18 protein-coding genes are annotated in these 17,520 nt (G+C 65.9%); 8 read left to right on the forward strand and 10 right to left on the reverse strand.

The genetic code is table 11. The features are described from left to right. Window positions 1–155: 155 nt before the first annotated feature. Together AC1DKD_RS05555 and AC1DKD_RS05560 are read right to left on the reverse strand one after the other, a co-directional pair. On the reverse strand, window positions 156–785 hold the full coding sequence (locus tag AC1DKD_RS05555) for a cysteine hydrolase family protein (RefSeq protein WP_441627649.1): 630 nt from the start codon (window positions 783–785) through the stop codon (window positions 156–158). A gap of 100 nt (window positions 786–885) precedes the next feature. Next, entirely contained in the window at window positions 886–1,848 is a 963-nt protein-coding gene (locus tag AC1DKD_RS05560; RefSeq protein WP_441627651.1) for a tripartite tricarboxylate transporter substrate binding protein, read from the reverse strand. Window positions 1,849–2,033: 185 nt separating this feature from the next. On the opposite strand from AC1DKD_RS05560, the gene AC1DKD_RS05565 reads away from it, so the two are divergent. The 3 genes from AC1DKD_RS05565 (at window position 2,034) to AC1DKD_RS05575 (ending at window position 3,894) form a co-directional block, all read left to right on the forward strand. Next, window positions 2,034–2,855: a class II aldolase/adducin family protein gene (locus tag AC1DKD_RS05565; protein ID WP_441627653.1), complete on the forward strand. Its 822-nt coding sequence runs from the start codon at window positions 2,034–2,036 to the stop codon at window positions 2,853–2,855. A 24-nt stretch (window positions 2,856–2,879) separates the two neighbouring features. Continuing rightward, window positions 2,880–3,017 carry a hypothetical protein gene (locus AC1DKD_RS05570; protein ID WP_441627655.1) on the forward strand — a complete coding sequence of 46 codons (138 nt, stop codon included), beginning with the start codon at window positions 2,880–2,882 and terminating at the stop codon, window positions 3,015–3,017. A 175-nt stretch (window positions 3,018–3,192) separates the two neighbouring features. Next, window positions 3,193–3,894 carry a glutathione binding-like protein gene (locus AC1DKD_RS05575; protein WP_441627657.1) on the forward strand — a complete coding sequence of 234 codons (702 nt, stop codon included), beginning with the start codon at window positions 3,193–3,195 and terminating at the stop codon, window positions 3,892–3,894. Between the two features lie 21 nt (window positions 3,895–3,915). On the opposite strand, the gene AC1DKD_RS05580 is transcribed toward AC1DKD_RS05575, so the two are convergent. The 6 genes from AC1DKD_RS05580 to AC1DKD_RS05605 all read right to left on the reverse strand — a co-directional run bounded on the left by AC1DKD_RS05580 (window position 3,916) and on the right by AC1DKD_RS05605 (window position 9,732). Beyond that, entirely contained in the window at window positions 3,916–4,560 is a 645-nt protein-coding gene (locus tag AC1DKD_RS05580) for a methionine ABC transporter permease (RefSeq protein ID WP_441627722.1), read from the reverse strand. Beyond that, window positions 4,553–5,428: a methionine ABC transporter ATP-binding protein gene (locus tag AC1DKD_RS05585; protein WP_441627724.1), complete on the reverse strand. Its 876-nt coding sequence runs from the start codon at window positions 5,426–5,428 to the stop codon at window positions 4,553–4,555. The genes AC1DKD_RS05580 and AC1DKD_RS05585 overlap by 8 nt, the downstream gene beginning before the upstream one ends. 61 nt (window positions 5,429–5,489) lie before the next feature. Then, entirely contained in the window at window positions 5,490–6,302 is an 813-nt protein-coding gene (locus AC1DKD_RS05590; RefSeq protein WP_441627659.1) for a MetQ/NlpA family ABC transporter substrate-binding protein, read from the reverse strand. Window positions 6,303–6,463: 161 nt separating this feature from the next. After that, window positions 6,464–7,621, reverse strand: a complete 1,158-nt coding sequence (locus tag AC1DKD_RS05595) for an ABC transporter substrate-binding protein (protein WP_441627661.1) — start codon at window positions 7,619–7,621, stop codon at window positions 6,464–6,466. An 83-nt stretch (window positions 7,622–7,704) separates the two neighbouring features. Continuing rightward, the gene (locus tag AC1DKD_RS05600; protein ID WP_477111327.1) at window positions 7,705–8,658 is read right to left on the reverse strand and encodes a PDR/VanB family oxidoreductase; all 954 of its coding nucleotides are present in this window, start codon (window positions 8,656–8,658) and stop codon (window positions 7,705–7,707) included. A 6-nt stretch (window positions 8,659–8,664) separates the two neighbouring features. Continuing rightward, window positions 8,665–9,732: an aromatic ring-hydroxylating dioxygenase subunit alpha gene (locus AC1DKD_RS05605; RefSeq protein WP_477143059.1), complete on the reverse strand. Its 1,068-nt coding sequence runs from the start codon at window positions 9,730–9,732 to the stop codon at window positions 8,665–8,667. Window positions 9,733–10,055: 323 nt separating this feature from the next. On the opposite strand from AC1DKD_RS05605, the gene AC1DKD_RS05610 reads away from it, so the two are divergent. After that, window positions 10,056–11,045 (forward strand): LysR family transcriptional regulator, encoded by a 990-nt coding sequence (locus tag AC1DKD_RS05610; RefSeq protein ID WP_441627667.1) that lies wholly within the window; start codon window positions 10,056–10,058, stop codon window positions 11,043–11,045. A gap of 24 nt (window positions 11,046–11,069) precedes the next feature. On the opposite strand, the gene AC1DKD_RS05615 is transcribed toward AC1DKD_RS05610, so the two are convergent. Both AC1DKD_RS05615 and AC1DKD_RS05620 read right to left on the reverse strand, forming a co-directional pair. Then, window positions 11,070–11,930, reverse strand: a complete 861-nt coding sequence (locus tag AC1DKD_RS05615; RefSeq protein WP_441627669.1) for an IclR family transcriptional regulator — start codon at window positions 11,928–11,930, stop codon at window positions 11,070–11,072. Further along, a complete protein-coding gene (locus AC1DKD_RS05620; protein WP_441627671.1) occupies window positions 11,927–12,721 on the reverse strand; it encodes an IclR family transcriptional regulator in 795 nt (264 codons plus the stop codon). The genes AC1DKD_RS05615 and AC1DKD_RS05620 overlap by 4 nt, the downstream gene beginning before the upstream one ends. 293 nt (window positions 12,722–13,014) lie before the next feature. Here AC1DKD_RS05620 and AC1DKD_RS05625 point away from each other — a divergent pair, with 293 nt between their 5' ends. The 4 genes from AC1DKD_RS05625 (at window position 13,015) to AC1DKD_RS05640 (ending at window position 17,440) form a co-directional block, all read left to right on the forward strand. Beyond that, window positions 13,015–13,974 carry an MBL fold metallo-hydrolase gene (locus AC1DKD_RS05625; protein WP_441627673.1) on the forward strand — a complete coding sequence of 320 codons (960 nt, stop codon included), beginning with the start codon at window positions 13,015–13,017 and terminating at the stop codon, window positions 13,972–13,974. Between the two features lie 54 nt (window positions 13,975–14,028). Beyond that, window positions 14,029–15,759, forward strand: a complete 1,731-nt coding sequence (locus tag AC1DKD_RS05630) for an FAD-dependent oxidoreductase (RefSeq protein ID WP_441627675.1) — start codon at window positions 14,029–14,031, stop codon at window positions 15,757–15,759. Between the two features lie 35 nt (window positions 15,760–15,794). Then, the gene (locus AC1DKD_RS05635; protein WP_441627677.1) at window positions 15,795–16,010 is read left to right on the forward strand and encodes a DUF2783 domain-containing protein; all 216 of its coding nucleotides are present in this window, start codon (window positions 15,795–15,797) and stop codon (window positions 16,008–16,010) included. A gap of 104 nt (window positions 16,011–16,114) precedes the next feature. After that, a complete protein-coding gene (locus tag AC1DKD_RS05640; protein ID WP_441627679.1) occupies window positions 16,115–17,440 on the forward strand; it encodes an MFS transporter in 1,326 nt (441 codons plus the stop codon). Window positions 17,441–17,520: the final 80 nt, after the last annotated feature.

Genomic DNA, 17,520 nt, shown 5'->3' on the forward strand with positions numbered 1-17,520 from the left:
AAGGTGGAAGGCGTGACGCGTGCTGAAGTCGCCGATTGCCTCAGCATCTACATGGTCCGGGAGCACATCGTCCGGGCCATGGCGCATTGCCGTCGCAGGATGGCGAGAGACGCCGTCGCATAGCTGCGCCGGAGCACCCCCGCTGCATCGCGCTTTTAGCCCGCTGCCTGCAGTTGCGGCAGCAGTTCGTCCGTCGTCAGGATCACGTGGGCATACGTCGGGCCGTTGATCTCGTGGGCGGCATGCATGGCTTCCGGGGAAAACGCCGCGGTCGCGTCCTTTACCAGCGTGATGTGGTAGCCAAGCTCGGCGCCGAATTTCGCGGTGGTCTCGATGCAGGTGTTCGCCAGCATGCCGATCACGATCAGATGCTCCATGCCACGCCGCCGGAGCTGATGGTCAAGGTCGGTGTTGGCAAAGCCGCTGGACCCGAAATGTTCGGTGGCCATGACGTCTTGCGGTTGCGGCATGAAATCGGGATGCCATTCGCCACCCCAGGACCCTGCCGCGAAAGGCTGCACGCGATGCGCGCCGGCCATGTAGGGCGACAGGTGCTTCCATCCGGCAAAATCATCCGGCGTGGCGCGGTGATGCGGCACGTAGAAGACCGTGATGCCCGCCGCCCGCACGGCGGCTAGCACCCGGCGCATATTCCCGACCGTGCCGGTGGCATCGGCCACGGCCCGGGCGGGTCGGTTGAGCTTGCCTTCGTCCGACAGGAAGTCGTTGTACGGGTCGACCAGGAGCAGCGCGGTGATCGCCTTGGGGTAGGCATTTTTTCTCATCCTTCTTCTCCTGAACGCCGGACACTGTCCCAGAGTAGGGAACCCTTCGCAGCGCGTCAATCGGAAGTCCGGAGGATTCCGTTTCCTGGTCCCGCGCGACTCAGTCTGCCTGCGCCCCGGAACGCTTCACCACCGCGCCCCACTTGCGAATCTCGCTGTCGAGGAACTTCCCGGTTTCCTCCGGGCTCATCGGCATCGGTTCCGAGCCGCGGTCCGTGATGAACTTTCCCAGCTCCGGCGATTGCAAGGCCTTCACCGTTTCCGCGTTGAGCTGGCTCACCAGCGCGGGCGGCAGGCCCTTGGGCGCCATCAGGATGGCCCAGCCCAGCGCCTCGAAACCGGCAACGCCTTCCTCGCGCACCGTGGGCACATTGGGCAGCTGCGGCGTGCGCCTGGCCACCGTCACCGCCAGCGGCACGGCCTTCTTTGACTGGATCAGGGGCAGCGCCGCCGTCACCGAATCCACCATCAGCGGGATCTGGTTGCCAAGGAAGTCAGCCTGCGCCGGGCCGCTGCCTTTGTAGGGAATGTGCACCATGAAGATGCCGGCCTGGGCCTTGAGCATCTCGGCGGAGAGATGCTGGGTACCGCCCACGCCGGCGCTGGCGTAGCTGTACTTGCCGGGTGCGGCCTTGGCCCTGGCGATCAGGTCGCGCAGCGAGACGATGCCCGAAGCCGGCGTGGCAAGGAACACCAGCGGCACCGAGAACACCCCCGAGATCGGCTGGAAATCCTGGCGCGGGTTGTAATTCAGCTTCTTGTACAGGGTCTGGTTGATCGCCATGGCACTGCCGGCCATGACCAGCGTGTAGCCATCGGGCGCGGCGTGCGCAGCCAGCTCCATGCCGAGGTTGCTGCCGGCACCGGCGCGGTTGTCCACGACGATCGGCTGGCCAAGCTGCTTGCCCAGGCGCTCGGCCAGCGCGCGCGCGAAGATGTCGGTGGCCTGTCCCGGCGGGAAAGGCACGATCAGCTTGATGGGCCGCTCGGGGTAGGCGGCATGGGCAAGCGTGCCGGCCAGCGTCAGTGCGGCGGCAGCGATCAGGGAAATGGGCTTCTTCAAGGGGCTCTCCTGTTTTTTCGTTTTATGTGTTGTGCATGCGCTGCAACGGATTCTACGGGATGCCGCGTCGGCGGCCGCGCGCGCAAGCTCCGCCAGCGCATTTCCATATGCCGATTGCGGCGTTGGCAAGCCTGACCCGCAGCCGTATGATGTTGCGGCACCATCCCCATACGCCGGAGCGCCGCATGAACGCCGTCACCGAACCGCAGCTGGCCTGGCTTGACACCAGCCAGTCCCTTCCCGCCCTGCACTTCCCCGCTGTCCAGACCGAGGTCTCGCCCGATGAATGGGCTGTGCGCGTGGAGCTGGCGGCGGCCTACCGGCTGGCGGCGCAGTTCCGCTGGACCGATCACATCTACACCCATTTCTCCGCGCGCGTGCCCGGTCCGCACGAACATTTCCTGATTAATGCCTATGGCCTGACGTTCGACGAGATCACTGCGTCCAACCTCGTCAAGGTCGATATCGACGGCCGGATCCTGCGCGACGACACCGGCCTTGGCATCAACCCCGCCGGCTACGTGATCCACAGCGCCATCCACGGCGCGCGCCACGACGTAGGATGCGTGCTGCATACCCACACCGCCGCCGGCATCGGCGTCTCGGCCCAGCGCGACGGGCTGCTGATGATCTCGCAGCACGCCATGCGCTTCTTCGGCCGGGTGGCGTATCACGATTACGAGGGCATCGCCATCGATCTGGACGAACGCTCGCGGCTGGTGGCGGATCTGGGCGACAAGGACATTTTCATCCTGCGCAACCACGGCCTGCTGACTTGCGCGCCTACCATCGCGCAAGCCTTCCAGGAACTGCACATGCTGGAGCGTGCCTGCGTCGCGCAGCTTGCCGCGCAGTCCGGTGGCGCGCCGCTGGTGATCGCGCCGGATGCGGTGGCCCGCAAGGTAGCGGACGTGGTGGTGAACAATGCTGGCGGACCGGTCACGCGCAAACACTGGGCCGCCCTGCTACGGCAGCTCGACCGCAGCGACCCGTCTTACCGTCAATAAGCGCAAACGGACGCCAGAGGYCTCATGCCCGCGACCTCCGCCGTTACCCTGGCCGGCCTCGGGCTGGCGGCCCTATTGCTACTGCTGCGCGCCAGCCGCGACCCGCGCGTGCTGGCGGCGCTGCGCAGCGATCCGGCGCCGTGCCCGCCGCTGACGAACTGAGCCGTAGCGCCCGGCGAAGCGGGCTGCGCATGCCGGCAGCCACCGCGGTAGTCCACGCCGGCTGGTCCCGGCCGCAGCAGGGAAAGGGAGGCGATCCTATAATCCACCTGCATGCAAGCCCGTCCAGGCCTCCCGTTTCCCCGTGCCTGCCATGCGGCACAACAGGACCATCCACATGATCGATCTGTACTACTGGACCACCCCCAACGGCCACAAGATCACGATGTTCCTCGAAGAGGCTGGCCTGCCCTATCGCGTGGTCCCGGTGAATATCAGCCGCGGCGAACAGTTCGAGCCCGCCTTCCTGAAGATCTCCCCGAACAACCGCATCCCGGCCATCGTCGACCAGGCGCCCGATGATGGCGGCGAGCCGGTCTCCACTTTCGAGTCGGGCGCGATCCTGCTGTACCTGGCCGACAAGACCGGGCGCTTCATCCCGGCGGACCTGCGTGGCCGCAACATGGCGCTGCAATGGCTGTTCTGGCAGATGGGCGGGCTCGGGCCGATGGCAGGCCAGAACCATCACTTCGTGCAATACGCGCCCGAGCCACTGCCCTACGCCATCGAGCGCTACGTGAAGGAAACGGCGCGGCTGTATGGTGTGCTGAACAAGCACCTGGCAGACGGTCGTGCATACATCTGCGGTGCCGAATATTCGATAGCGGATATCGCCTGCTACCCGTGGGTGGTGCCGCACGAACGGCAGCGCCAGAACCTCGATGACTTCCCGCATCTGGCAAACTGGTTTGCGCGCATACGGGCGCGCCCCGCCACCGAACGCGCCTACGCGCTGGCGAAGACGATCAATACCGCACCGGTAGTCGATGAAGCGTCGAAGCGCGTGTTGTTCGGGCAGGATGCCTCGACCGTACGCTGACGGGTGAACGCGCTGGCCGGATCAGCGCTTGTGGTCGAAACGCCGTGCCAGCCGTTCGCCGCCGAACTGCACCAGCGTCACCAGCGCCACCAGGATAACGATCACGTTGAACATCACCGCGGTCTCGTAGCGCTCGTAGCCATAGCGGATGGCAAGGTCGCCAAGGCCGCCGGCGCCCACCGCGCCGGCCATGGCGGAAGAACCGATCATGGCGATCACGCTGACCGTGGCGCCGCCGACAATACCCGGCAGCGCCTCGGGCAGCAGCACGTGCCGCACGATATGCCAGCGCCGGCAGCCCATGGCGCGCGCGGCCTCGATCAAGCCCGGATCGATCTCGTTCAGGCTCACCTGCGCGATGCGCGCGAAGAAGGGAATCAGGTGCACGCTCAGCGGCACCACCGCCGCCCAGGTGCCCATGGTGGTGCCGACGATCAGCCGCGTCACCGGCAGCATCGCCACCAGCAGGATGATGAAGGGGATCGAGCGGAAGGTATTGACCAGCGCGGACAGCGCGCGGTACAGCCGCGGCCGGGGCCGCAGGCCGCCCGGCGCGCTCAGCGTCAGCACGATCGCCAGCGCCATGCCCGCCACGAAGACCACCAGGCACGAACTGCTCACCATCAGCAGGGTCTCGCCCAGTGCGCGTATGTACTTGTCAACCATGGGCAGCATAGCCGCGTACCTCGGAATGGCCGGCGCGCGCACCCGCGTACGCCGCATTGGAATTCGAATTCGCACCGGCCGGGGCCGGCATCTCCAGCCGCAGCGGCCGCAGCAAAGCCAGCGTGGCGTCGGCTTGCGGCTCGGCAAATACCTGCCACACGTTGCCGAGTTCGACCACGCGGCCGTGGTCGAGCACCAGCACGCGGTCGCAAGCCTGGCGGATCACCGCCATATCGTGCGTAATCAGCACCACGGTCAGGCCCAGCTGGCGATTGATGTCGCGCAGCAGCGCCAGGATGGACTCCGTGGTTTCGGGATCCAGCGCCGAGGTGGCTTCATCGCACAGCAGGATCTCGGGCCGGTGCACCAGCGCGCGCGCAATGCCCACGCGCTGCTTCTGCCCGCCCGAGAGTGTGGCCGGATAGACCTGCGCCTTGCCGGCCAGCCCCACCAGTTCCAGCAGCGCCATCACGCGCGGCGCAATCTCCGCGCGCGGCACGCCCGCCACGCGCAAGGGCAAGGCAACGTTCTCGAACACGGTCTTGGCCGAGAGCAGATTGAAATGCTGGAAGATCATGCCGATGCGCCGCCGCAACGCCACCAGGCCGTTTTCATCGAGTCCGCCCACGTCCACGTTATCCACGCGAACCTGCCCGGTGCCCGGGCGCTCCAGCATATTGATGGTGCGCAGCAGCGTGGACTTGCCCGCGCCGCTGCGGCCGATGATGCCGAATATCTCGCCGCGCGCCACGGTGAAGGAAACATCCTCCAGTGCCGGGGCCTGCGCGCCCGCATAGCGCTTGCCGAGATGCGCGAAGACGATATGCGGCGGACTGGATTGCAGCGATAGCACCTGTGACACGATCAGGATCCTCCTGGGAATTGCAGGAACAACAACAATCGGGAATYGGAAATCGCAAATCCGAAGCTCAGAACGCCGGAATCACCGAGCCCTGGAACTTGGTCAGGATGAACTTGCGCACCTCGTCCGAGTGGTACGCCTTGATCAGCGGCGCCACCCACGGCGCGGCCTTGTCGCGCTCGCGTACCGCGATGACGTTCACGTAGGGGTTGTGCTCCTTCTTCTCCACGGCAATGCCGTCGCGCGTGGCGATCAGGCCGGCCTGGTAGGCAAAGGTGTTGACCACCGCCGCGGCGTCAACGTCGGGCAACGAGCGCGCCAGCACCACCGAGGCGCTTTCCACCAGGTCCAGCTTCTTCGGGTTGGCGGTCACGTCGGCCAGCGCGGCAGTGCCGGTGTAGGGGTCGAAACCATCGCGCAGCTTGATCAGGCCGTGATCGCGCAGGATCACCAGCGCGCGGGTCTGGTTGCTCGGGTCGTTGGGAATGCCAAGGCGCGCGCCCTGCGGCAGCGATTCCAGCGACTTGTACTTGCGCGAGTAGAAGGCGATCGGCGAGATCAGCGTATCCGCCACCGCCACGATCTTGTAGCCGCGCTGCTTCACCTGGTCGCGCAGGAAGGGGATGTGCTGGAAGGCATTGGCGTCGAGGTCGCCGTTGTTCAGCGCTTCGTTGGGGCTGGCGGTGCCGGTGATCACGATCGGCTGCACATTGAGGCCCTGCTTCTTGGCCACCTGTGTGACCACCTCCCAGATCTCCTCGTCCACGCCGCCGCGCACGCCTACCTTGATGGTCTTGTCGGCAGCCAGCGCCGGGGCGGCGCCAATGGCTAGCGCCGCCGTGGCGGTCAGGAGTGTTGAAAGCAATGCGCGCAGGTTCATAAGCCGTTCACCTTGAGTTTGGACTGGCAATGGTTGAGTTGGCGAGATGCCAGGTGAGCCAGTCTAGGCAAGCGGCGGCATGATGGTCCAAGAATAAAACCGCAGTAGCAAATCCGGAAAATGCGGCCGCCGGGGCGAAAGCCGCTTGTCCGTCCGCCACCCTACTTCAGATACTTCCAGGCACCGCTCTGGATCTGCACCAGCGCGGCCGCCCGCTTGTCGTAGCCAACATGGTCGGACCTGGACATCGTCGTCACGCCCTGGGTTGTCACGACGCCGCTGGTGCTCTCCAGCGCATCGCGCAGCGCAGCGCGAAACGCTTCGCTGCCTGGCCTGGCCTTGCCGAGGGCAACGGGAATCGCCGAGCGCAGGACCAGGCCCGCGTCCCAGACATTGGCCGAGAAGATCGAGGCCGAGTTCTGCCCGTTAGCGGCCTCGTATCGCTTGATGAAATCCTGCGCGACGGGACGCATCGGGCTGTCCGGCTCAAGCTGGTCGGCTACCAGCACCGGCCCGACGGCAAAGATCGCACCCTCCGCATCCTTTCCCGCCACGCGCAGGAAGTCCCGGTTGGCGATGCCATAGGTCTGGTAGACCTTGCCCTTGTAGCCACGCTCGGCGAGCGTCTTCTGCGGCAAGGCGCCGGGCGTTCCGGACGCGGCGACCAGAACGGCATCCGGCTTCGCGGCGATGATCTTCAGTGTCTGGGCTACCACGCTGGTGTCGGTGCGCACGTAGCGCTCCGTCGCCACGAGCCTGATGCCGGCCTTGTCCGCCAGCGGCTGGAGCGCCGACAGCCACGCGTCTCCGTAAGCATCCGAGAAGCCCATGAACGCCAGCGTCTTCGCACCGGTCTGGCGCATGTGGTCAAGCGTGGCGCCGACCATCAGGCTTTCGTTCTGGATTGCCTTGAATGCCCAGCGCCGCTTCTCGTCTTGCGGCTCGACGATCCTCGCGCTTGCGGCCAGGCTCATCAGCGGCACCCTGGTCTCGGCGGCAACGTCCACCAGCGGGATGGTCGATGGCGTGACCGAGGAACCCATCACCACATCCACCTTGTGTTCATCCACCAGACGCCGGAAGTTGCGAACGCTGGCGCTCGGATCCGAGGCGTCATCGAGCACAATGAAGTTCAGCTTCTGCCCCGCCACGTCCTTGGGCAGAAGGTCGATGGCGCTCTTCGCCGGAATGCCCAGCGACGCCGCAGGACCGGTCAGCGACAAGGTGACGCCGATGTTGATATCGGCATGGGCGGTGGCTGCGGCCAGGCCGGACATGGCAAGCACGACAGTCATCAGTGCGCGGGTGGGATGGAACATCGCTTTGTCTCCTTGGTGTATCGCGGCCATCTCGGTGGCGCGCGTGGTGAGGGTATGGTGGCGGCGAGGCGTTCCGGGCAGGCTCAGATATCCAGTTCAAGCTCGGGTGTCAGTGCCCTGGAAACGCAAATCATGATGGCCGTGTTCGCCTCGCGCTCCGCATCGCCCAGCACATGGTCGCGGTGGTCCGCCATGCCGGACAAGAGCGGTACTTCGCAGCTGCGGCACAGGCCCTCGCGACAGGCGAATGGCAGCGGCACGCCATTCTGTTCCAGGGTTTCGAGAATGGTGGAGCCGGCGGGAACGATGAAGCGGCCGCCGTGCCGGTGCAGGATCACCGTGAATGCCTGCTCCGCCCTTGCGCTGGCTTGCCGTGGCTCGGCACTGAACCGTTCGAAGTGCGTGGCGGCCCGTGGCACGCCCGCCGCTTCCGCCGTGGCGGCCACCGCGTCCATCAGCGGCGATGGTCCGCAGCAGTACACATGACTGCCGTCGGCCAGCGCGCCGAGAAATGCGGACAGGTCCGCCAGTTCGCCCCGGCTCTCGTCATCGACATGAAGCTGCACCCGTTCGCCATATCGCGACAACACATCCAGGTAAGCCGCACGCTGGCGCGAACGCATGCAATAGAGCAGCTTCCATGGCCTGCCGTTGGCTTCGCACCAGCGAATCATGCTGAGAACCGGCGTGATGCCAATGCCGCCGGCAATAAAGACATGCGCCGTGGCAGCCGCGTCGATGCCAAACAGCGAACGCGGCACGCTCACGGTGACCGGGTCGCCCTCCCTTAGCCCGGCATGAACATATTGCGAGCCTCCGCGCGAAGACGGCGCGAGCCCGACGCCAAGGCAGTAGCGGTGGGTCTCGGCCGGGTCGTTGCAGAGCGAATACTGCCTGACGATATTGCCTGGCAGGTGAACATCGATATGCGCGCCCGCGGTGAAGGCGGGCAAGGCACCGCCGCAAGGACGCCGCAACTCGATGCCGCGAACGCCCTCCGCCTCCGAGGTCAGCCTGGATACGATCAGTTCGAGCATGCCGTGCTACCTCACCCCGGACATCGCCGTCTTCTCAACGGGTGCCGGGGATTCTGCCGCTTCCTCTTCGATCTTGCGGTTCACGGCCCAACGGAACTGCGACAGCGCCGCGTCGATGGAGAACGGCATCATCTTGAAGTTCGGCTCGAGCGCGAGGCTTCGCTGTTGCGCCGAGATGATCTCGCGGTCCTCGTCGAACGCCGTTACCACGCTTTGGTGGATCGACGCGGTGACCTCCGGCTTGTCGATGGCAAAGTTGTGCGGATGGGCGAAGAAGTAGTGCGTGGAGTTCTCGGTCTCCGGGGTGATCGCCTGGCAACCCCGGAACTCCGCGGCATCGACGCGCACGCCCTCCGGCGCGCCCGTGCCGGTGGGAGACATGCCGGAGTCCATCAGCAGGATGGCCGGGATCGTGAAGTTGTAGATATTCCAGCGGTCGACTTTCCCGGGCCATTCCTTGACGGCTTTGGCGAATGCGGGCGCCTCGGTATTGATGGCCCAGCGCGTAATCCGCACGCCGCCATCGATACGCTCCACCTTGGGCTTGAYGGCTGCATAGTCCTCGCTCCCGCCCAGGGTGGTCGGGTGAACGAACGGCAGGTGCGAGAAATCCAGCAGGTTGTCGCAGATCAGCAGGTAGTTCACGTCATAGTGGATATAGCCGTCCTGGCTGCGCCAGTCCGGGTGGTCCAGCCACTGCGTATCCGGGATCAGCGACGGATCGGCCTTGTCCGGATCCCCCATCCAGATCCAGATCCAGCGGTGCTGCTCGGCGATTGGAAACTTGCGCACCTTGGCCTGTGGCGGAATGCGCTCCTGCGCGGGCGCCTCGATGCAGTGGCCTGCGCTGTCGAACTTCAGGCCGTGGTACATGCAGCGGATGCAGTCGCCTTCCCTGCGCCCGACCGACAGCGGCGCGCCGCGATGGCAGCAGCGGTCCTCCAGCGCGACGATGCTGCCGTCTTCCTTGCGGTACATCACCACCGGTACACCGATGATGGTGCGGGAGAACATGCCTTCGGCGGGGATCTCATTGTCCCAGCCGGCCACATACCAGGTGTTCTTGATAAACATGCTGCGTTCCTTCGGAAAGTCTCGTTGCGCCCGGCGTGGAAATCCGGGGCGCGCGTCGCCGTGCACGCATTGCCTTCCGGCGATGCGCGGGCGAGGAATTGAAGCTGCCAGACCGGGCTAAGGTGCCGTGGCCTGGACCAGGAGGGAAATCAGGATGGGGGCGATGCCCCGTGCAGGCGGGGTTGCGGGTGGAAATGCGCGAACAGGTGGGGCGTCATGTCTGTCTCCGTATGCCGGGACCCATCTGCGGGGTCCTTGACTGCAGAATAGGTTTGGAGCAAACATGCGTCAACGTCATCTACCTAATAGCGGGAATGTAGGCCATGCATACAGACGAGCTCGACCTTAACCTGTTGTCGGTATTCGACGCGATGCTGCGGGAACGCAGCGTGACCAAGGCGGCGCAGGAACTGGGCCTGACGCAAAGCGCGATGAGCCACGCCCTGAACCGCTTGCGCGCGTTCTTCGACGACCAGTTGTTCGTCAAGACGCCAGAGGGCATGATGCCCACGCACAAGGCGGAGGAACTGACCGAAGCCATCGTCGGCGTGATGGCGACGGTGAGACAGCAAGTCCTGTCCCAGGCGCGCTTCGACCCGCTGGCGGCGCGGCGCACGTTCAATCTGTGCATGACCGATATGGGCGAACTGGTCTTCCTGCCGCCGCTGATCAGCAGGCTGCGCCGCGAAGCACCGCACTGCACGCTGCGCACGCTGCAAGTGCCGCTGCAGCAGATCGAAGGCCTGCTCGGTTCCGGGGAAGCCGACCTGGCGCTTGGCTCCATCCGCGCCGCGCCGGAGGGCCTGTTCCAGCAGCGCCTGTTCATGCATTCCTTCGTGACGATCGTAAGCGCGCGCAACCGCGAGATCGGCGAAGCCCTGACGCTGGAGCAATTTCAGCGCATGCCGCAGATTGTGGTCACGCTGTCAGGGCGAGCCAGCGCGGCCTACGACAGCGCCTTCGACGATCACGGCATCAAGCGGAACATCTACCTGTCCACGCCCCACTTCCTGGTTGTGCCGCTACTGATCGAACAGCATCCGGATCTGATTGCCACCGTGCCGCTGGAACTCGCCAACGTCTTTGCAAGATACGGCACGGTGCGCGTCATGCAGCCGCCGGTGGCGCTGCCGAAATTTGCCATCAAGCAGCATTGGCACCCGCGTTTCCACCATGACCCGGCAATCATCTGGCTGCGCGAGCTGGTGAAGCGGACCTTTGAACACTATCCCAAGGTGTTCGTCGGGGAGGATGAACCGGCGGCATCGCCACCGCCGGTGAAGCGGTCGCGGCGCGTGGCAAAGGGACAATGAGAACGCGCCTGAACGCGCAGGCGCCTAGCCGTCCGCCTCAGCCGGTTCCATCGCGCCGAACCGCCACGACAGCCGCCGCGCCGCTTGCAACAGGGTCCTGGCCGTGGCGCCATCTATACCGCTGTCGAAGCTGCCCGACGTGCCAATCAGGGCGATGACGAGCGCAACGCTGCCGGTGTGGTCGAACACGGCCGCCGCAAGTGTGTCGATGCCGGGCACGGGCCGGCTCAGCGCGTTGTCGATCCGCTGCGCGCGAATTTGCGCCAGCCGGGCCGCGTACGCTAGCGCAAGCGCTTCGCCCGCGCCGCCATCCGCTTCGACGACTTCCGATTTCCGCACACCGGCCAGCCGAAGCTCGTCCTGACCCATCAGGCCAATCAGCGCGTGCTCCGGCAAGTGCGCCGCGAACAGCCGGCCGATCGCCGTATTGACCAGCGAGAGCACAGTACCCACCCGCAGGCTGACGTGCTGCGGCCGCGCGGCTTCTTCCAGGCGGACTACCGTCGGCCCCAGCGGGCCGAGCACTGCCATTGCCACGCTCAGGCTGGTCGCGCCCGCCAGTTCGATCACTTCCGGCTCGGCTTCGCGGGTTGGCGAGAGCCGCTGCAAGGCGATCAGCCCGAGTTCGAGGCCCAGCGGGCCGGACAGGAAATTGCCCGCCGCATCGCGCGCCAGCAGGCCGATCTTCTGCAGGCTGACCAGATGCGGGAACGCCTTGGCGGGCGGCATGCCGGCCGCGCGCGCGAGATCGCGCAACGGCAAGGGCCGCCCTGCCGCCACCAACGCGGCGAGCAACTGGCCGGTGTTGTCCAGCGACTGGATACCGCGCTGCGGTTTGGCGGCTTCGCCCTGGCTGTCGTCGGTTGGCGTGGGTGCTGGGGTCATTCGGGAGTACCGGCGATGGCGTCACGGATGGCTGCCGCAGTGCCGAGCAGGGCAAGTGCCACGGGGCCGCGCCAGTCCACATCGATGGCGCCGGTCGAGCCGACCACGGTCAGCGCCAGGCGCAAGCGGCCGCTGGTGTCGAGCACCGGCACGCTGAGACTGCTGACCGCCGGGCTCGGCGCATCGATGCTGCGCTCGATGCCACGCTCGCGGATGGCGGCAAGGGTAGCGCCGAAGGCGGCGTCGGGCGTGCCGCCAGGCTGCTGCTGTTGCCAGATTGCCTGCCATTGCCCAGGCGGGAGAAACGCGCAGAACACGCGGCCGGTCGCGGTTGCCGACAGCGACATGACCGAGCCCACGTGCAGGTTCACGTGCAAGGGCGAACCGGCGTGCGCATAGCGGACGATGGTTGGGCCCTGCGGCCCGCTGGCGCAGATCGCCACGCTGAATCCGCACGACGCGGCGAGCGCGGCCACGCGCGGCACCGCTGCCCGGTAGGCGGGATCATGGTCGAGAAACAGCATCCCGAGCTGCAGCGCCAGCGGGCCGGGCTCGTAGCGCCCGGACAAGTGATCGCGCTTGATCAATCCAAGCCGCACCAGGCTGACGAGGTAAGTGTGTGCTTGCGCGGGCGCGATCTGCACGGCAGCCGCGAGGTCGGCCAGGGTCATCGGGGCACGGACATCGGCCAGCGCCCGCAGGAAACGGCCGCCGACCTCGACGCTCTGTATGCCGCGCTGCGCTTTCTCCGCGCCACCGGCATCCGACGTGTTGTCCGCTGATCTTGCCATTCGCCTCTCGCTTGAAAACCCAGATAGTAATCGACCAGACGCCCCGCCTCCCGCATCACCGAGGGTTTCCCCTTGGTTTTCTGTGCGGCATTCGGCTCTCGCATTCTATTAGTCAAAAACAACTCTATTTGTTATTGACTAATTTCGCTGAGATTCCTAAGATGGCCTTACCCCGATACCGGTGCAGCTACAGAGTGAAAAACGGGGCGAGACAGTCCCCCGCTATGCAGTGATCCGCCCCGGCGCCTGCTGTCTCGTCTTTTCCCCACGCAGCAGAAAAGAAAGAGGCAAGCATGAGCAAGGCATTCGCATCCCAGGCCGACCTGGAAGCCAAGAAAGTCACCTTCACCCAACTCTCCGAGAACGCCTACGCGTACACGGCCGAGGGAGACCCCAACTCCGGCGTGATCATCGGCGACGACGGCGTGCTGATCGTCGACACCACCGCCACGCCCGCCATGGCGCAGGACCTGATCGCCAGGATCCGCTCGGTCACCGACAAGCCCATCAAGTACGTCGTGCTCTCGCACTACCACGCGGTGCGCGTGCTTGGCGCGTCGGCCTATTTCGCCGAGGGCGCGCAGCAGGTCATCGCCAGCCGCGGCACTTACGAAATGATCGTCGAGCGCGGCGAAGCGGATATGAAGTCCGAGATCGAGCGCTTCCCGCGCCTGTTCGCCGGCGTCGAGACCGTGCCGGGCCTGACCTGGCCGACGCTGGTGTTCGAGAGGGAAATCACGCTGTACCTCGGCAAGCTCGAAGTCCGCATCGCGCATCTGGGCTCCGGCCATACCAAGGGCGACACGGTGGTCTGGCTGCCTTCGCAAAAGGTGCTGTTCTCCGGCGACCTGGTGGAATACGACGCCGCGTGCTACTGCGGCGATGCACAGCTTGAGCAATGGCCGGCCACGCTGGATGCCTTGCATGCACTGGGCGCCGAGAAACTGGTTCCCGGCCGTGGCCCTGCCCTCACCAACACGGAGGAGGTCAGGAAGGGCATCGAGTACACCAAGGACTTCGTCACCACGCTGTTCCAGGCTGGCAAGGAGGCCGTGGTGGACCGCCTCGACCTGAAGAGCGCGATGGCCCATACGCGCAAATCGATGGACCCGAAGTTCGGCCATGTCTTCATCTACGAGCACTGCCTGCCGTTCGACGTGTCGCGCGCCTTCGACGAAGCCAGCGGCATCAAGCACCCGCGCATCTGGACCGCGCAGCGCGACAAGGAAATGTGGGCCGCGCTGCAGGATTGAAGACCAGCCGCCGCAAAGATGGAACGGCCGAGTAGAGTGGATGGAGACACAGGCATGAGCAACGACTACCAGAACCTGTCATTTGATTACCAGCCGTGCCCCGAGCAACGGCAGGAGCAGGCAGGCAATCCTCACCCCGTCATCGTCGTCGGCGCCGGCCCCATCGGGCTGGCCACCGCGATCGACCTCGCCCAGCATGGCGTGCCGGTCGTGCTGGTGGACGATGACTGCACCCTGTCGAACGGGTCGCGCGCAATCTGCTTCGCCAAGCGCACGCTGGACGTCTTCGACCGGCTCGGCTGCGGCGAGCGCATGGTGGAAAAGGGCGTTTGCTGGAACGTCGGCAAGGTCTTCGTGCGCGACGAGCAGGTCTACACCTTCGACCTGCTGCCGGAAGCCGGCCACCAACGGCCGGCCTTCATCAACCTGCAGCAATACTACGTCGAGGGCTTCCTGCTCGACCGCGCGCGCCAGTTGCCCAACCTTGAGATCCGCTGGAAGCACAAGGTGGTGGGCATCGAGCAGCGCCATGCCGGCACGCCGGATGCAGCCGTGGTGCTGACCGTCGATACGCCGGACGGCCCCTATGCGCTCACCGGCCGCTACGTGGTGGCGGCCGATGGCTCGCGCAGCCCGCTGCGCAACCTGCTCGGCCTGGACAGCAAGGGCCGCACCTTCAAGGATCGCTTCCTGATCGCCGACGTGAAAATGGAAGCCGAATTCCCCACCGAGCGCTGGTTCTGGTTCGATCCGCCCTTCCATCCGAACCAGTCCGTACTGCTGCACCGCCAGCCCGACAACGTCTGGCGCATCGACTTCCAGCTCGGCTGGGATGCCGATCCGGTGCTGGAGAAAACGCCGGAGCGCGTGATTCCGCGCGTGCAGGCACTGCTCGGGCCCGATGCAAAGTTCGAGCTGGAATGGGTCAGCGTCTACACCTTCTCCTGCCTGCGCATGGACAGCTTCCGCCACGGCAACGTGCTGTTTGCCGGCGACTCCGCGCATGGCGTCTCGCCGTTCGGCGCGCGCGGCGCCAACAGCGGCGTGCAGGATGCGGAGAACCTCGCCTGGAAGCTGGCCTTCGTGCTCCAGGGCCAGGCGCCGGACAGCCTGCTCGATACGTATGCGAGCGAGCGCGAGTACGCCGCCGACGAGAACATCCGCAACTCGACGCGCTCCACCGATTTCATCACGCCGAAGAGCGCCGTCAGCAAAGTGTTCCGCGATGCCGTGCTGAACCTGTCGAAGCAGCATGCGTTTGCGCGGCAGCTGGTCAATAGCGGACGGCTCTCCCTGCCGTCGGTATTGCACGACTCGCCGCTCAACACGCCCGACACCGGCGAATTTGCCGGCGGCATGGTGCCGGGCGCGGCCTGCGTGGATGCGCCCGTATCCGGGGAACAAGGCCCGGTCTGGTTGCTGCCGCAACTCGGCGGGCAGTTCACCGCGCTGGTATTCGGCGCGCCCGATGCCGGCGACCTGCGGGCCCTGCAAAGCCTGCGCCAGGGCACGCTGCCGCTCAAGCTGGTCGTGGTCGACGCGGGTGAAGCCTGCACCGGGCAGCCTGGCGTGACGGTACTGCGCGACACCGAGGGCCTGGCCGCACAGCGCTACGACGCGCGGCCCGGCACGCTGTACCTGATCCGCCCGGACCAGCATGTCTGCGCGCGCTGGCGGCAGGCCGACATCGCCGGCGTCGGGCAGGCGTTGGCCCGCGCAACCGGCAACGCGCCGTGCATGCAGGCGGCGGTAAAGGCGCAAGCCCCTGCCTCCGTCGCGGCGTAGGCATTCCGGCGACATCCCGAATCGGAGACAGAGCGATGGCACTCAATACACACCCCAACCTGACGCGCCCCGACGACTTCTACGAAGCCCTGATCGACATGCACCGCGATCTCGACGACGGCCAGAGCCAGGCGGTCAATGCGCAGTTGATCCTGTTGCTCGCGAATCATATCGGCGACCACGGCACGCTGCTCTCGGCCATGCAACTGGCGCGGGCAGGCGCTGTGCAGGACCGCAGCGCGCAAGCCTGACCGCGGCGGGCGCATCCTGCGCCCGCCGCTCCCAACTCGTTGCCCAGGCGCGCAAGACGCCGGCATCCAGGGCGTATCGACGCCCGCGTTCCCGGAGACAATCCATGACTTATCCCTCTGCAGGGGCCATCGCGCCCCAGGCTACTGCCGTGCGCGACGAAGACGCGCTCTATCGAAAGATCTGGCTGCGCATCATCCCCTTCCTGTTTGTCTGTTACGTCATCTCCTTCCTGGACCGCATCAATATCGGCTTTGCCCAGTTGCAGATGAAGCAGGACCTGGGCTTCAGCGATGCGATGTACGGGCTGGGCGCCGCCGTCTTCTACGTTGGCTACGTCCTGTGCGAAGTGCCCAGCAATATGCTGCTGGCCCGCTTCGGCGCGCGCCGCACCTTCACCCGCATCATGCTGCTGTGGGGAGCCGCCTCGGTCGGCATGATGATGGTGTCCACCCCAACGCATTTCTATACGCTGCGCTTCCTGCTCGGCGTATTCGAGGCGGGTTTCTTCCCTGGCATCGTCCTGTATCTCACCTACTGGTTCCCGGCGCGGCGGCGCGCGGCGGTGATGGCCATCTTCTTTGCCGGGGTTGCCGTGGCGGGCGTGCTGGGCGGGCTGATCTCGGGCTGGATCATGCGCGACATGGCAGGCGTGCTCGGCCTCTACGGCTGGAAGTGGATGTTCGCCATCGAAGGCGCGCCCGCCATCATCCTCGGGCTCATCGCCGCGGTCTGCCTGGTCGATGGCCCGCAGCAGGCCAGCTGGCTCACCGACAAGGAAAAAGCCTTCCTCGCCGCGCACAACGGCCCGTCCGGGAGCGCCGCGCATGCGCACTCCTTCAGCGCGCTGATGCAGGCGCTGCGCAATCCGCGCATCTACCTGTTCGCGTTCATCTACTTTTCGCTGACATGCGGCTCGCTCACCCTGAGCTTCTGGATGCCCCTGATGATCCGGGATTTCGGCATTACCGATGTGATGTCCATCAGCCTGTACTCCGTCATCCCGAACGCGATCGGCGCCGTCGGCCTGATCCTGATCGCCCGCAACTCCGACCGGCGCGGCGAGCGGCATCGCCATTTCCTGGCCTGCACGTCGGGTGGCGCGCTGGCACTGGCGCTGCTGACCCTGCATCTGCCCAGCTTCGCGGCAATGCTCGCCTTGCTGTCGGTCGCGGCCGTGCTGATCTTTGCCGCGCTGCCGATCTTCTGGTCGTTGCCGCCCAGCCACCTGCCTGCGCATACGGCGGCCACCGGAATTGCCTTTATCAGCAGCATCGGCATTACGAGCGGTATCGTCAGCCCCTGGGTCATCGGGCAGATCAAGACGCACACCGGCAGCATGGACAATGCGTTGTACCTGCTGGCAGGCTTGCTGGTGGCCAGCGGCGTCGCCATGTGGGCCGGTGTGCCCAGGGGCGAGCCGCGGCACTGATCGCCGGCCGGCGCGGGACAAAAACCAACGCAGGCGTAGCGCCCGGCCGGTCGCCGGGCCTGCCGGGCAGGCCCGGCGAC

The sequence above is a fragment of the Cupriavidus sp. 05T313 genome (assembly GCF_056396665.1).

Excerpts from the sequence above, each read along its gene's own strand:
- AC1DKD_RS05575 (WP_441627657.1), top strand. The coding sequence starts at position 3,193 with ATGATCGATCTGTACTACTGGACCACCCCCAACGGCCACAAGATCACG.
- AC1DKD_RS05635 (WP_441627677.1), top strand. The coding sequence starts at position 15,795 with ATGGCACTCAATACACACCCCAACCTGACGCGCCCCGACGACTTCTAC.
- AC1DKD_RS05615 (WP_441627669.1), bottom strand. The coding sequence starts at position 11,930 with ATGACCCCAGCACCCACGCCAACCGACGACAGCCAGGGCGAAGCCGCC.
- AC1DKD_RS05570 (WP_441627655.1), top strand. The coding sequence starts at position 2,880 with ATGCCCGCGACCTCCGCCGTTACCCTGGCCGGCCTCGGGCTGGCGGCC.
- AC1DKD_RS05600 (WP_477111327.1), bottom strand. The coding sequence starts at position 8,658 with ATGCTCGAACTGATCGTATCCAGGCTGACCTCGGAGGCGGAGGGCGTT.
- AC1DKD_RS05640 (WP_441627679.1), top strand. The coding sequence starts at position 16,115 with ATGACTTATCCCTCTGCAGGGGCCATCGCGCCCCAGGCTACTGCCGTG.
- AC1DKD_RS05595 (WP_441627661.1), bottom strand. The coding sequence starts at position 7,621 with ATGTTCCATCCCACCCGCGCACTGATGACTGTCGTGCTTGCCATGTCC.
- AC1DKD_RS05625 (WP_441627673.1), top strand. The coding sequence starts at position 13,015 with ATGAGCAAGGCATTCGCATCCCAGGCCGACCTGGAAGCCAAGAAAGTC.
- AC1DKD_RS05610 (WP_441627667.1), top strand. The coding sequence starts at position 10,056 with ATGCATACAGACGAGCTCGACCTTAACCTGTTGTCGGTATTCGACGCG.
- AC1DKD_RS05630 (WP_441627675.1), top strand. The coding sequence starts at position 14,029 with ATGAGCAACGACTACCAGAACCTGTCATTTGATTACCAGCCGTGCCCC.
- AC1DKD_RS05565 (WP_441627653.1), top strand. The coding sequence starts at position 2,034 with ATGAACGCCGTCACCGAACCGCAGCTGGCCTGGCTTGACACCAGCCAG.
- AC1DKD_RS05620 (WP_441627671.1), bottom strand. The coding sequence starts at position 12,721 with ATGGCAAGATCAGCGGACAACACGTCGGATGCCGGTGGCGCGGAGAAA.
- AC1DKD_RS05590 (WP_441627659.1), bottom strand. The coding sequence starts at position 6,302 with ATGAACCTGCGCGCATTGCTTTCAACACTCCTGACCGCCACGGCGGCG.
- AC1DKD_RS05580 (WP_441627722.1), bottom strand. The coding sequence starts at position 4,560 with ATGGTTGACAAGTACATACGCGCACTGGGCGAGACCCTGCTGATGGTG.
- AC1DKD_RS05555 (WP_441627649.1), bottom strand. The coding sequence starts at position 785 with ATGAGAAAAAATGCCTACCCCAAGGCGATCACCGCGCTGCTCCTGGTC.